The organism is Rhizobium aethiopicum, assembly GCF_014197535.1.
Lineage (GTDB): Bacteria > Pseudomonadota > Alphaproteobacteria > Rhizobiales > Rhizobiaceae > Rhizobium > Rhizobium aethiopicum_A.
Genome location: NZ_JACIFV010000004.1, coordinates 114986 through 128845, shown reverse-complemented (window position 1 = coordinate 128845; position 13860 = coordinate 114986). Strand labels below are relative to the sequence as shown.

The 13860-nt window shown below is 61.4% G+C and carries 12 protein-coding genes and 1 pseudogene; 8 read left to right on the top strand and 5 right to left on the bottom strand.

Annotated features, from left to right (window positions below; genetic code table 11):
* Positions 1-25 precede the first annotated feature (25 nt).
* Positions 26-2329, bottom strand: coding sequence for a putative bifunctional diguanylate cyclase/phosphodiesterase (locus tag GGD53_RS07995; RefSeq protein WP_184454950.1), 2304 nt, complete (start codon positions 2327-2329; stop codon positions 26-28).
* Between the two features lie 327 nt (positions 2330-2656).
* Between GGD53_RS07995 and GGD53_RS07990 the strand changes: the two genes are divergently transcribed.
* Together GGD53_RS07990 and GGD53_RS07985 are read left to right on the top strand one after the other, a co-directional pair.
* A complete protein-coding gene (locus tag GGD53_RS07990) occupies positions 2657-3196 on the top strand; it encodes a TRAP transporter small permease subunit (RefSeq protein ID WP_184454949.1) in 540 nt (179 codons plus the stop codon).
* 20 nt (positions 3197-3216) lie between these two features.
* Positions 3217-4707 carry a TRAP transporter large permease gene (locus GGD53_RS07985; protein WP_184454948.1) on the top strand — a complete coding sequence of 497 codons (1491 nt, stop codon included), beginning with the start codon at positions 3217-3219 and terminating at the stop codon, positions 4705-4707.
* 79 nt (positions 4708-4786) lie between these two features.
* Here the strand turns inward: GGD53_RS07985 and GGD53_RS07980 are convergent, their stop codons facing one another.
* Positions 4787-5893: a TRAP transporter substrate-binding protein gene (locus GGD53_RS07980; protein WP_088396208.1), complete on the bottom strand. Its 1107-nt coding sequence runs from the start codon at positions 5891-5893 to the stop codon at positions 4787-4789.
* A 289-nt stretch (positions 5894-6182) separates the two neighbouring features.
* On the opposite strand from GGD53_RS07980, the gene GGD53_RS07975 reads away from it, so the two are divergent.
* The gene (locus tag GGD53_RS07975; RefSeq protein WP_184454947.1) at positions 6183-6962 is read left to right on the top strand and encodes a gamma-glutamyl-gamma-aminobutyrate hydrolase family protein; all 780 of its coding nucleotides are present in this window, start codon (positions 6183-6185) and stop codon (positions 6960-6962) included.
* Positions 6963-6975: 13 nt separating this feature from the next.
* Here GGD53_RS07975 and GGD53_RS07970 read toward each other — a convergent pair whose 3' ends face one another.
* From GGD53_RS07970 to GGD53_RS07960, 3 genes are all read right to left on the bottom strand, one after another.
* Positions 6976-7941: a 2-hydroxyacid dehydrogenase gene (locus GGD53_RS07970; protein WP_184454946.1), complete on the bottom strand. Its 966-nt coding sequence runs from the start codon at positions 7939-7941 to the stop codon at positions 6976-6978.
* A 25-nt stretch (positions 7942-7966) separates the two neighbouring features.
* A complete protein-coding gene (locus tag GGD53_RS07965; RefSeq protein WP_184454945.1) occupies positions 7967-8989 on the bottom strand; it encodes a LacI family DNA-binding transcriptional regulator in 1023 nt (340 codons plus the stop codon).
* A gap of 117 nt (positions 8990-9106) precedes the next feature.
* Positions 9107-9619: a MarR family winged helix-turn-helix transcriptional regulator gene (locus GGD53_RS07960; RefSeq protein ID WP_088396205.1), complete on the bottom strand. Its 513-nt coding sequence runs from the start codon at positions 9617-9619 to the stop codon at positions 9107-9109.
* Positions 9620-9704: 85 nt separating this feature from the next.
* Between GGD53_RS07960 and GGD53_RS07955 the strand changes: the two genes are divergently transcribed.
* The 5 genes and pseudogenes from GGD53_RS07955 to cysE all read left to right on the top strand — a co-directional run bounded on the left by GGD53_RS07955 (position 9705) and on the right by cysE (position 13857).
* Positions 9705-10493, top strand: a complete 789-nt coding sequence (locus tag GGD53_RS07955; RefSeq protein ID WP_184454944.1) for a creatininase family protein — start codon at positions 9705-9707, stop codon at positions 10491-10493.
* Positions 10494-10638: 145 nt separating this feature from the next.
* Positions 10639-11727 carry a CobW family GTP-binding protein gene (locus tag GGD53_RS07950; RefSeq protein WP_184454943.1) on the top strand — a complete coding sequence of 363 codons (1089 nt, stop codon included), beginning with the start codon at positions 10639-10641 and terminating at the stop codon, positions 11725-11727.
* Positions 11727-12716 carry a WD40 repeat domain-containing protein gene (locus GGD53_RS07945; RefSeq protein WP_184454942.1) on the top strand — a complete coding sequence of 330 codons (990 nt, stop codon included), beginning with the start codon at positions 11727-11729 and terminating at the stop codon, positions 12714-12716. The genes GGD53_RS07950 and GGD53_RS07945 overlap by 1 nt, the downstream gene beginning before the upstream one ends.
* A 14-nt stretch (positions 12717-12730) precedes the next feature.
* Positions 12731-12949 (top strand): annotated as a pseudogene (locus GGD53_RS07940) (GNAT family N-acetyltransferase); the annotation flags it as partial.
* A gap of 89 nt (positions 12950-13038) precedes the next feature.
* The gene (gene cysE / locus GGD53_RS07935) at positions 13039-13857 is read left to right on the top strand and encodes a serine O-acetyltransferase (RefSeq protein ID WP_184454941.1); all 819 of its coding nucleotides are present in this window, start codon (positions 13039-13041) and stop codon (positions 13855-13857) included.
* The last annotated feature ends 3 nt before the right edge of the window (positions 13858-13860 follow it).

Genomic DNA, 13860 nt, shown 5'->3' with positions numbered 1-13860 from the left:
AGGAAAATCGGCGGCTGCCGAGTGCTCAGGCGACCTTGTGGCGGCGACGTTGGACGACGCGGCGGCCGACGCCCTGTTGTAGGAGCGGGATGTTCTGGGAGGGCACCGGCTGCGAGAAAACATAGCCCTGCACCAGATCGGTGCTGCGGTGTTTGTTGAGCAATGCGAGCTGCTCTTCGGTCTCAACCCCCTCGATGACGATCTTGAGGCCGAGTTCCCTGGCGAGGTTGACCGTGCCGCGCAAGAGCTTAAGGCGACGGGTATCCTCGACGATATTACGCACGAAGGAACGATCGATCTTGACGATATCGAGCGGCAGCGTATCGAGATAGCTCAGGCTGGAGAAGCCGGTGCCGAAATCGTCGATCGCGATGGTGATGCCGCGGGCTCTGAGTTCCGCCAGGATGGCGCGCACAGCCTGCGGCTCGTCGATCAGGCAGCTTTCGGTGACTTCGAGATGCAGCCGCGCCGCGTAGAGCCCGGAATGGGCAAGCGCGTCGGCGACCACCGACAGAATGTCGGCATCGCGCAAATCCCGCGCCGAGAGGTTGACCGAGACGGCGATGTGCTCCGGCCAGGTCATGCATTCGCTGCAGGCTTTGAACAGCACGAAACGAGTGATGTCGGAGATGATGCCCATGTCCTCGGCGAGCCGAATGAAGACATCAGGCGGAATCGAGCCCTTCTCCGGATGCACCCAGCGCGCCAACGCCTCGGCGCATTCGATGCGCGAACCATCAGCCCGGAACATCGGCTGGAAGACGAGATGCAGCGCCTGCGCCGCGACCGCCTCGCGAAGGTCTGCTTTCAGCTTCTGCTGTTCGATATAGCGCCCGTCCATCTCGCGTTCGAAGCCGGATATGCCGCCCTTGAAGCGCGACTTGCTCTCGAACAGCGCAAGATCCGCCTTGACGCTCCATTCGTCCATCGCAAAAGCGGAACTTTCGAGAATGGCGTAACCGGCACTGAGCGAAATGAGGAAGGTCAGCTCGTCGACCTCATAATGGCCTTGGATCGCAGCGTGCACGCGACGGATCTCGAGGTCGAGTGAGGCCAGCTCCTTCGCATGCGGGAAGAACAGGATGAACTGGTCGCCCATCAGCCGGCCGAGGATGGCGTTGCCACAGACCTGTTTGATGCGGGCGGCGATGGCGCAAAGCAGATGGTCGCCGGTGACGTGACCGCGCATGTCGTTGACGTGTTTGAACTCGTCGATATCGAGCACCATAAAGCCAAGCGGCCCGGATTTCCTCGGATGTTTGGCGAGATACTCCTGCACCAGCTGGCCGAAATATTCGCGGTTCGGCAGGCCGGTCAGCGCATCGAAGCGGACCATGTGCATGATCTTCTGCTCGGCCTTCACACGGCTGGATACGTCTTCGAAGATCAGCACCGCGCCACCGTCGGCCCTGCGGCTGGCGGAGAATTCGAGCGACAGGCCCTCGGGAAAATGAATGAGCGTCCGCGACAGGTTACCTTCGGCCACCTGGGTGAGCTGGCGCAGGATGAGCTCCGGCTGTGAGGCGTCCATGAAGCTGTAGCGTGCGCCATAGCGCAGCACGGCGCCAAGATCGCGGTCTTTCAGTCGCTCCGGCGCACCGATTTTCAGCAGTTCGCAGGCCTTGCGGTTGACGACCTGGATGCGGTTTTCGGCATCGACCATGACGAGGCCATGCGGCATGTTATTGAGCGCCGTGTCGAAACGATCGGCGATGATGGTGATTTCCCGGCGTGCGATAACATTCTCATACAGAAACTCGCGCACGCCGTTCGCCATCGCCCGCGTCGTCAGCCAGAAGGGGATAAGAAAAATCGACAGCACGCCCCGATAGAAATCCATCGCCAGCAGGCTGCCGACAATCATCGGCAGGCAGCAGAAGGCCGTCTGGAGGTCGACCGCGAAGCGCGAGCCGTAGTTGCGCCCGACAACCGAAACCATGGTCGCCATGGTGACGGAAATGCAGGCAAGCTCCGCAAAGGAATCGTGCACGACGAAGATAGCGTAGCCGCTGGCGATGCCGAGGAGTGCGGTGGTGCAGGATCCGGCCGCGACAAGAATCCGCTCCCAACGCTCGATTCCGGCGCGCGACAGGCTCTGCTTGTCGACACGATCGAACTGCCGGAAGATGGCCATGCGAGCGCTGAAGACCAGAAGGAAGGCGACCGACAGCAGGATGTAGAGGGAGTACTGCGTCTTGGCAGCCACTGCGAGGCACGTCGCGACATGGACGATCACGCCGACAAGAAGCGTCATGCGGTTCCCGGAAAGGGAGCTCACAAACGACAAATACACATCAATAGGGACCCTGTTCGGGTTATCTGGCTTCATCCACACTTTCCCTGTGCGCGGGGATTCTAAGCCCAACCTTTTAAAAATTGATTTCAATCGAATCAAACATTTGGTCAAATTTTCTAAAACCAGCGGATGAACACCACAGCCTACGCGAGATAATGCAGCCTACCAGCGAGATTTGGAAAATAATTTATCCACGCTGGGGTTGTTAAAACATTGGCGAACCATACAGGCTGCGCGTTGCGACTTGGACTATGCTCCAACGCGAGGCATTTATCCTTCCAATTTCAAAAGCCGTGGTCTACACCGATGCCAAAGAGGGAACGCTGCCGAAAAATGGCAGGACAAGAACAAGGGAAACGAATGTCGACACTTCTGGCGGCAAGCCGGCTGATTGATTCGGTCAGTCGGATCATGGGCAAACTTTCCGAATATATGGTCCTGTTCTGCTGTCTCATCAGCGCCGGTAATGCCGTCGTCCGCTACACCTTCAACTACAGTTCGAACGGATGGCTTGAGATACAGTGGTATCTCTTTGCCTTCGTCGTCATGCTCGGCGCCTCGCATGCGCTGCGCAACAATGAGCACGTTCGTGTCGACCTGATTTATGGCGCAGTGTCCGACAAGGCGAAGATCTGGATCGACATCGTCGGCCTCATCCTGTTCCTCATCCCCGTCTGCGTCTTCCTCACCTGGCTCTGCTGGCCCTTCTTCGCTCTTTCTTACCGGCAGGGGGAAATATCGGGCAATGCCGGCGGGCTGATCCGCTGGCCTGTCAAGCTGATGCTCGTCGCCGGCTTCGCGCTGCTTTCCCTCCAGGGCGTTTCCGAGCTGATCAAGCGGATCGCAGCGCTGACCGGTCAAATCAGCATCGACACCAAATACGAAAAGCCGCTGCAGTAGCGCTCCCGGGAGGAACAGATTTGTTTGATTTCGGCATCATTCCGCCGGCCATGTTCCTGGGCATGGTCATCTTCATGCTCTACGGCTTTCCGGTCGCCTTTTCACTCGCCGCCGTCGGCCTGTTCTTCGGCATCATCGGCATCGTCACCGGCCATTTCAGCGAAGCCTTTCTGCAAGCGCTGCCGCTGCGCTTTTTCGGCATCGTCTCCAACGACCTCTTGCTCGCCATTCCCTTCTTCACCTTCATGGGGGCGATATTAGAGCGCTGCGGCCTTGCCGAGGATCTGCTCGAAGGCACCGGCAAGCTCTTCGGCGGCATTCCCGGCGGCCTCGCCTATGCCGTCATCCTTGTCGGTGCCGTGCTCGGCGCCATCACCGGCACGGTAGCCGCCTCCGTCATCACCATGGGGGTGATCTCGCTGCCGATTATGCTGCGTTATGGCTACAGCCCGCGCCTTGCCACCGGCGTTATCGCCGCTTCCGGCACCATCACCCAGGTGATCCCACCCTCGCTCGTGCTCGTCGTTCTCGCCGACCAGTTGGGCAGATCGGTCGGCGACATGTATCTCGGCGCCATCGGCCCCTCGATCCTGCAGGTGACGATTTTCGTGCTCTTCATCCTGGTGATGTCGATCATCCAGCCGAAATCGATGCCGCCGCTGCCGAAAGAGGTGCGCGGCGACTTCAACTGGGCGCTTTTGGCGAAGGTGCTGATGGGCATGGTGCCCTCGATCGTGCTGATCTTCCTCGTGCTCGGTACGATTTTTATGGGCCTTGCGACGCCGACGGAAGCCGGCGCGCTCGGCGTCGTCGGCGCCATGGCGCTGGCAGCCATGAACCGCCGTCTCACCTGGCCGCTGATCCGCGAAGCAATGACGTCGACCACCCATATTACGTCAATGGTGGTGATGATCCTGATCGGCTCCACCTGTTTCAGTCTGGTCTTCCAGGGCATGGATGGTTCGCGCTGGATCGAGCACATGCTGTCGGGCATTCCCGGCGGCCCGGTCGGTTTCCTGATCTTCGTCAACATCTTCATCTTCGTGCTCGCCTTCTTCCTCGATTTTTTCGAGATCGCCTTCATCGTCATTCCGATGCTCGCGCCCGTCGCCTCCAGCCTTGGGATCGACCTAATCTGGTTCGGCGTCCTGATCTGCGTCAACATGCAGACCAGCTTCATGCATCCGCCTTTCGGCTTTGCGCTGTTCTACCTCCGCTCGATCGCCAGCAAGGACGTCAAGACCTCCGATATCTACATGGGCGCCCTGCCCTGGGTCGGCATGCAGATCATCCTGGTGGCGATCGTGATCTTCTGGCCGCAATCGGTTACCTACTGGCTGGACCATGGGCCCAAGGTCGATCCGAACTCGATCAAGATCGAAGTGCCGGGCTTTGGCGGCCAGCTCGGCCTGCCGCCGGTGGGCGGCGGCAACGGCTCGCCGCAGATACCGGGCCTCACCCTGCCGCCGCTGAACGGCCTGCCGGGCGCCCCGCCGGCGCCTGCCAAATAGCCGAACAAAAAAAACCCGGATCAACGATCCGGGGTTTTTGCTTGCATTCGCCTACAGCGTCGATGCCGGTCGCGGAAAGCTAGAGCTTTCCGGCCCGCTGCTGGATCATCATGAAGGTATCGAAGGTGTATTCCGAAAGCTGCATCCACAGATAGGCGTCGCGCTTGAAGGCGGTCTGATCCTCGTAGATCTTCTTGAAATACTGGTTGTTGGCCGAAATTTCGCCGTAGATGCCCATTGCCGCCTGGAAGCAGGCTTCCATGATCTCCTGGCTGAACGGGCGCAACGTCGCACCCTCCGCAACGAGCTGTTTCAGCGCCGTCGGGTTCTTCATGTCGTATTTCGCCAGCATGTTGGTGTTGGCGAAGGCGCAGGCGTCGGTGAGCGCTGCCTGATAATGCTTCGGCAGGTTGCTCCATTTATCCAGATTGAAGAAGGCGTGCACCGTCGGGCCGCCTTCCCACCAGCCCGGGTAATAGTAGTATTTCGCCACCTTGTGGAAGCCGAGCTTCAGGTCGTCATAGGGACCGACGAACTCGGCCGCATCGATCGTGCCCTTTTCAAGCGCCGGGTAGATGTCGCCGCCGGCGATCTGCTGCGGGACGACGCCGACCTTCTCCATGATGCGTCCGGCAAGACCGGCAATGCGCATCTTCACGCCCTTCAGATCGTCAAGCGTATTGATTTCCTTGCGGAACCAGCCGCCCATCTGTGCGCCGGTATTGCCGGCCGGCAGGGCATACATGCCCTGCGTGGCGTAGAACTCGTTCATCAGCGTATTGCCATTGCCTTCGTAGAACCAGGCGTTGGTCAGGCGGCTGTTCAATCCAAACGGGATGGCTGTTCCGAAGGCATAGGCCGGATCCTTGCCGACGAAATAATAGGAGGTGGTGTGGGCTGCCTCGACGGTCCCTGCGGCCACCGCATCGACAGCCTGCAGGCCCGGCACGACTTCACCGGCCGCGAAAGGCTGGATGGTGAAATTACCGTCGGTCGCGGCGGCAACATGCTTGGCGATGTCTTCGGCACCGCCATAGATCGTGTCCAGGCTCTTCGGAAACGACGACGTCATACGCCATGCGATCTTCGGATTCTCTTGCGCGATCGCAGGCGCCGCCAGCGCCGTTGCGGCAACCGCGCCGGCGCCGGCGGTTCCCGCCTTTTTGAAAAACGAACGACGATCCATCAAAAAACCTCCCGTATAGATGGCACTGCGCGGCCAATCCATCCCTACCCGCAGCGAGGGCAGAGCTAAGCATGGAGGGGGCCGCGATTCAAGCTTTAGTCTATTAGCCTTTGGCATCAGGATAGCAATAGGGAGCGCGCGAGGCGTCCATCAAAATCAGCAGCTTAGCGCGAGCCCCGGAACCGCGGTGCCGTTTGCGGCGCAATTGGTCATCTGACAAAGCCAAGCGTTGACTTCACCGCCGTTCTGGCGGCAAAAACGACGAGCAGAAGATTTTACCGGTGCAAACATGACGAAACCGATCGTTGCCATTCCTGCCGATATCCGCAGCTTCGACGGCGCGACCTGGCATGCCGTGCAGCATCAATATCTCCGTGCCGCCTTGAATGCGGCCGGCGTCATGGCCTTCATGATCCCCGCCTTCGAGGCAGGCTACGATACCGACGCGATACTCGACCGCGTCGATGGCCTGCTGGTATCCGGCTCGGCCAGCAATGTGCATCCCGCGCTTTATGGCGCCGAAGCGACTGAACGGGACGGCCCCTTCGACCCCGCGCGCGACGCCACCAGTCTGCCGCTCATTCGCCGCGCCATCGACCGTGCCATCCCGCTGCTCGCCATCTGCCGCGGCATTCAGGAACTGAATGTCGCTCTCGGCGGCTCGCTGGCAAGCGAGATCCACGAGCAGCCCGGCGTCTGGGACCATCGCCGACCGGAGGGCGTCGACCGTGACGGCATGTACGCCATCCGCCAGACCGTCCATGTCAAGGAAGGCTCGTGCATATCAGGCATTCTCGGCCCGGGTGATATCCACGTGAACTCTCTGCATCGCCAGGCGATCGCCAGAACCGCACCGCGCCTGCAGGTGGAAGCCACCGCCGAAGACGGCACAGTGGAGGCAGTATCCGTTATCGATGCCGGGGCCTTCGCCGTCGGCGTACAATGGCATCCGGAATATTGGGCCGAAACCGACAATGCGTCGAACAGGCTGTTTGCCGCCTTCGGCGACGCAGTCCGCGGCTACGCCGCCGGCAAACGCCCGGTTATCACGGCACCGGCGACCGCCTAGGAGGCAGTCGAGCTCAGTCGCGCTGGATTTTTTGCGGCGTCTCCGGCACCGGCGTCAGCGCCGCCCCCTTCTCGAACCAAGCGATGAGATTGTCAGCGACCAGATCGGCCATCGCCATGCGCGTCGGCACGGAGGCCGAGGCAACGTGCGGCAACAGCACGGCATTTTCGGCCGTAAGCAGATCGGCTGGCACCGTCGGCTCTTCGTAGAAGACGTCGAGGCCGGCCGCACCGAGCGCGCCTGATGCGAGGGCGGCACTCAGCGCTTCTTCATCAACCGTCCAGCCGCGGCCGACATTGACGAGAATTCCGTTCGGACCAAGAGCGGCCAGGATATCGGCATCGATCGTCTTATGCGTCTGCGGCGTCTTCGGAACGATGGCGATCAGCGTGTCCACCGCCTCCGCCAATCCCTTCAACGTCGGGTGATAATCGAAGGGCGCGTCCGCATGGCGCGAACGCGTGTGATAACTGATCTTCACCTTGAACGGCTCCAGCCGCCTGGCGATCTCGAGCCCGATGCGGCCAAGGCCGTAGAGCCCGACATGACGGCCCTTGAGCGAGAAACGTGACAGCGGATAAGCCGTGCCCGGCTTCCAGTTGCCGGCACGCAGCCAGGCTTCGGCCCGCGGCAGCTCTCGGATCGTGTTCAGGAGCAGGCCGATCGCCGTATCGGCAACCTCGTCGTTCAGAACGTCTGGCGTATTGGTGACGACGATGTCCTTTTCGGCCGCACACTTCACATCCATGCCGTCATAACCGACGCCGAAACTGGCGATCACCTCGACGCCAGGCAACTGGTCCATCCAGGCGCCGGGAAAAGCGCCGGAGACGGCGACGCCGCGGATGCGGCCGGCGGTGTCGCTGTCGAGCGCCAGCTTTTCCTCGCGGGCGACAGCGATGATCTCAAAACGATCCTTCAGCCTTTCGAGAACACGTTCGTGTATCTTCCCGGGAACGAGAATGGCGATGCGGGACATGGCTTTTCCTCTTGGACGGGGTGGTTCAGGCGCGGGGCCGATGGGGACTGGTCGACTGGCGGATGCGCATTTCCGGCTTAATGAGATGCATGCCATCAGGTTCGTGGCTGCCGGCAAGACGGTCGAGAAGCGCGCGCGCGGCCAGACGGCCGACTTCGGTCTGACCGTTCCAGACGGTTGTCAGCGCCGGCGTGGCAATCGAGGCCTCCTCGAGATCGTCATAACCGGTGACGGAGATATCGCGGCCCGGCACCAGGCCGGCGCGGGCAATGCCGTTCATCAGGCCGATCGCGACGAGATCGTTCCAGCAAACGGCCGCCGTCGGCTTCTGAGGCAGCGAGAGGAAATGCACCGCCGCTTCGAAACCGCCCTGCTTCGAGCGGGGCCCGGGAATGCGCAGATTCGGATCGACTTCGATGCCCGCCTTGCGTAGCGCGTTGACATAGCCTTGATAGCGGTCGCGGCCGGTGGATGTCTGGTCCGTACCGCCGATCATGGCAATCGAGCGGTGACCGAGACCGATCAGGTGGTTGGTGGCGAGCGAGATGCCATAGCTGTCGTCACCGCGATAGGTCGGCAGCTCCAGACCGTCCATTGAGCGGGCGACGAGGATCGCCGGCATGCCGTTCTCTTCCGCCAACTGCAGATCTTCCGGCGGCGTACCGATCGCCGGCGACATGATCACACCGTCGCCGCCGAGCTGCAGAAGCGTCTCGATGAAGGTGCGCTGTTTCTCGACATTGTCGTAATGGTTGGAAAGGATGAAGGTATGGCGGCTGCGGTCGAGCTCGCTTTCGATCGCCTTCAGGATCTCGCCGTAGAACGGATTCATGATGTCGTGGACGACGACGCCGATGATGCCGGAGCGCGAGGTGCGCAGGCTGGCGGCACGGCGATTGTAGATGTAGCCGAGCGCGCGCGCCTGCTCCTTGATCTTCTCCCGCGTATTGCCGGCAACCAGCGGACTGTCGCGCAAGGCGAGCGACACGGTCGCCGTTGAAATGCCGAGCGTCTCGGCAATTGTCGAAAGCTTGATCTTCTGGGCCACGTGTCCTCCTCCAGGCAGCACGCAAGACAGTAAGACCACGCCGGAAACGGCGCAGCCCTTAAACTGTTTAATTAAAAGATTTAACCAGCGGAAGCAATTCGTCTTTCAGGAGAAATTTCAGTCTTCGTCCGGCTCTTCGATGGCATGCGCTTCCGCCTGCAAATTGGCGTCGATCGCCTTCAGCAGGCGAACCAGATTGCGGATTTCCTTTTCTGAAAATTCCTGGGTCGCCAGTCTGTCGCAGGCCGAGGCCGCCATTTCGATCGCCCGCACGCTGTCACGGCCGAGCGCAGTGAGATAGACCTTGGTGAGGCGCGCATCCTCGGCATCGGGCTTGCGCTCGAGAAAGCCCTGCGCTTCCATGCGGCCGATGGTGCGCGTCATCGTCGGCGCCTTGACGCCGAGCTTTTGCGCAAGACCGCCCGCCGTCATGCCATCGCTCTCGGCGAGCGAGAGAATGACCCCGTCCTGCCCGGCATAGAGACCGCTTTCGAACAGGTTGCGCGAGAGCACCGTGCGCATGGAACGGGCCGCCTGGGTGAGCGCCGGAGAAAGATCGACGAGCGTGTACTCCGTCTGGTCCTTCTTCTTGGACTTGCTCTTCTTGCCGTCCTTATGCTTCTTTCCCATAGCCATCCCTTTGATCTTTAAGCCCCGACGCCGCTGCGATATGACATTGCCCATGATCTCGTCATAAACAAGAGGCAACGACCGGATGATGACGCCTTCGCCCCGCTTCGACGACAGCGGCTCGGTTTGCGCCCCCGGCGCACACCGCCCGATCGCCGTGCTGCCGCTCGGTGCCCATGAGCAGCACGGCCCTCACCTGCCCTTCGAAACCGATGCGCTGATTGCCGACGGCATCGCCGAAAGATTGAAAATGGCCCTGCCCGCCGGACTGTCGGTCACCTTCCTGCCCGCCGAATCGGTCGGTTACTCCATAGAGCATATGGATGTTGAAGGAACGAAGACGCTCGCCTTCGACGAAGCGGTCAACCGCTGGCTCGGCATTGCCGAAGGGCTGGCGAAGCAGGGCATCCGCAAACTCGTGATGCTGAACGCCCATGGCGGCAATTCGCCCCTCATGACCATCGTCGCAACCGAGGCGCGGGAGCGCTTTGCCATGTTGGCTGTGGCGACGAGCTGGACCCGCTTCGGCCTGCCGGATGGCGTGATTGCACCGGAGGAAAAGGCGATCGGCATCCATGGCGGCGATATCGAGACCTCGGTCATGCTGGCGCTTCACCCCGACAAGGTAGACATGGCAAAGGCTGAGGATTTTCCCTCGCGGCAGACGGAATTCGTCACCCGTTTCAAGCACCTGCGCGCCTACGGCCCGCATGCCTTCGGCTGGAAGATGTCGGATCTCAACAAACAAGGCGTGGCGGGCAATGCCGCGGCTGCGACGGCCGAAAAAGGCGAGGCGCTGATTGCCCATGCGGTGAAGGGGCTGGTGGAACTTCTGGAGGATGTCGATGCATTCGACCTCGGCGAGCTCCGTTGAAAAGCGATCATCCGCATCGGGCGGCGATGTGATCTTATAACATATAAAATCCTTTGAACTGCCGTGCCCATGCCATTATATGAGACCAACCGCTCAAGCGGCCGATCCCTAGCCGTTCGGCCGTACGCCTAATTTAGAGGTTCTCATGACCGACGCGATCTCCACCCAGAAGCCTATTCCCGTCACCGTGCTCACCGGATATCTCGGTGCCGGCAAGACGACCTTGCTCAACCGCATCCTCTCCGAAAACCACGGCAAGAAATACGCGGTCATCGTCAACGAGTTCGGCGAAATCGGCATCGACAACGACCTGATCGTCGAGTCGGATGAAGAAATCTACGAGATGAACAACGGCTGCGTCTGTTGCACGGTGCGCGGTGACCTGATCCGCGTCGTCGAAGGCCTGATGCGCCGCCCCGGGCGTTTCGACGGCATCATCGTCGAAACGACCGGTCTTGCCGATCCGGTACCGGTCGCCCAGACCTTCTTCATGGACGATGACGTTCGCGCCAAGACCGAGCTCGACGCCGTCATCGCCCTCGTCGACGCCAAGCACCTGCCGCTGCGCCTGAAGGACAGCCGCGAGGCCGAAGACCAGATCGCCTTCGCCGACGTCGTCGTCATCAACAAAAGCGACCTCGTGACCCCGGACGAACTGGATGTGATCGAAGACATCGTCCGCGCCATCAACCCGGCTGCCCGCGTCTACAAGACCAGCCGCTCCGGCGTCGATCTCGCCCGCGTGCTCGATCAGGGCGCCTTCAACCTGGAGCGCGCGCTCGAAAACGATCCGCATTTCCTGGAACACGGCCATGACGACCACGTCTGCGGCCCGGATTGCGATCATGATCACGACCACCACCACCATCATGGCCATGATCACGATCATCATGGGCACGACCATCATCATGGCGCGATGTCGGCGATCCATGATGTGACGGTGCAGTCGGTGTCGCTGCGCGGCGGCGAGATGAACCCCGAGCGCTTCTTCCCGTGGATTCAGAAAGTCACCCAGGTGCAGGGCCCGAACATTCTTCGCCTCAAGGGCATCATCGCCTTCAAAGACGATCCCCAGCGTTACGTCGTCCAGGGCGTGCACATGATCATCGAGGGTGATCACCAGCGTCCGTGGAAGCATGGCGAGAAGCATGAAAGCCGTCTCGTCTTCATCGGCCGCGATCTCGACCGCGAAAAACTCGAGGCTTCGTTCAAGGCCTGCGAGGCAGCCGCCTGATGCCGACAGTTGCGCCGCTTGATCTCGACGGCCACATTCTGGCCGTCGAATTTTTAGCTGATGTTCCCTTCTTCGCAAGCGCAAACGGCACGTTTCACCGGCTGGACGGCGGCGAGAGGGTTTCAGAAGCCCATCAGGGCATGCTCACCGCGATCCGCGATCCTTATAGCGAAAGCCTGATCTCCGGCGGCGAGGACGGCAAGGTCCTGCGCATCGCCGCCGACGGCAGCGTCAGCGAACTCGCGACCGCACCGCGCAAATGGATTTCGCAGGTCGCGGCCGGCCCGCAAGGCGCCATCGCCTATTCCTACGGCAAAAGTTCGCTCGTGCGCCTTGCCGACGGAACGACCAAGGAATTTCCGGAGGAGCGCACGGTCGAAGGCCTCGCCTTCGCGCCGAAGGGTCTGCGCATCGCGGCTGCCCGTTACAACGGCGTGTCGCTGCATTGGGTCGGCATGAGCGCCAAACCGGTCGACCTCGAATGGAAGGGCGCGCATACCGCCGTCACCTTCTCCCCCGATGGCAATTTCCTCGTCACCTCGATGCAGGAAAACGCCCTGCATGGCTGGAAGCTCGACAGCAAACCCGGCGCGGAAGCCCGCCACATGCGCATGACCGGCTACCCCTCCAAGGTGAAATCCCTCTCCTGGTCGGTCAAGGGCAAATGGCTCGCCTCCTCGGGCGCGCCGGCGGCCATCGTCTGGCCTTTCCAGGGCAAGGACGGGCCGATGGGCAAGGCGCCGCTCGAACTCGGCACCCGCGCCAACATCATGGCGACCTCGGTGAAATTCCATCCGCTGGAAGATATCCTCGCCATCGGCTTCGTTGACGGCATGATCCTCGCTGTTCGCGTTGCCGACAACAAGGAAGCGCTGCTGCGCCGCCCCGGCAAGGGCGCGATCACGGCGATGAGCTGGAGCAGGGACGGCAAGCTGCTTGCTTTCGCCTCGGAAGCCGGCGATTGCGGCGTCGTCGACATTTCGGCCTGAGGCCGCGTTGCCGCATCGGCTCCCTCCTCCTCGGCTGCGCCAGGAAGGAGATGAATGAGATCCGGCTCTGGACATTCCAGCGCAACACAGGCGCACGCGCTTTCTACGAGCGGCATGGCTTTACCGCCGAGGAAGAGACCGACGGCGCCGACAACGAGGAAAAAGAGCCTGACGTGCTCTATCATTGGCGCCGTCTTCCCAAACCGACGCTCAGCCTGAAACCGTCCGGTTAGAAGATCGGGCTTGCCAAATGCCTTGGCCGGGAGAAACATGAAAATCCACGCAGGCATTGCCCGCGCCGTGGCTGACGGAGGAAACGTCAATGCCGAAATCGACCGGCCTCGGCTTGGCCGAGCAACAGCCGCAATCCTCGGGCGACGTATCCATCTGGTCCGTGATCCGCGCCGAGGCGAACGAGCTTGCCGTGCGCGAGCCGATATTGCGGCGGCTGCTTGCGGAGCAGGTGACGGACGCTGCCGGCAGCCGTGAGATCCTCGCCCGCGTGCTGGCCGCGCGGCTTTCGGTGCCGCAAGTTGAAACCGGCGATTTGTTCGATCTCATCCTGTCTACGCTTGAGGACGATATCATGCGGAAAGTCGAGGCAGATCTCGCCGCCGTGCGCGAGCGTGATCCCGCCTGCATGACGTTTCTGCACGCGCTTCTGAACCTCAAGGGCTTCCATGCGCTGCAGACCCATCGCATCGCCCACGCACTCTGGAAAGCCGGTCGCCCGGAAATCGCCACATGGCTCGCCAATCTCGCCTCGCTGGTCTTCGGCCCCGATATCCATCCGGCAGCGCGGATCGGCGCTGCCATCATGCTCGACCATGGCTCGGGCATCGTCATCGGCGAAACGGCTGTCATCGAGGACGAAGTCTCGATCCTGCAGAACGTCACGCTCGGCGGCACCGGCAAAGAGACGGGCGACCGTCATCCGAAGATCCGCCACGGCGTCATGATCGGCGCGGGCGCCAAGATCCTTGGCAATATCGAAATCGGCGCCTTCAGCAAAATCGCTGCCGGCAGCGTCGTGCTGAAGCCGGTCCCCGAACATTGCACGGTCGCCGGCGTGCCGGCCGCCGTCGTTCGTATCCACCGTGCCGACGAAATCCCGGCCGAGACGATGGATCAGAATATCTAGGGT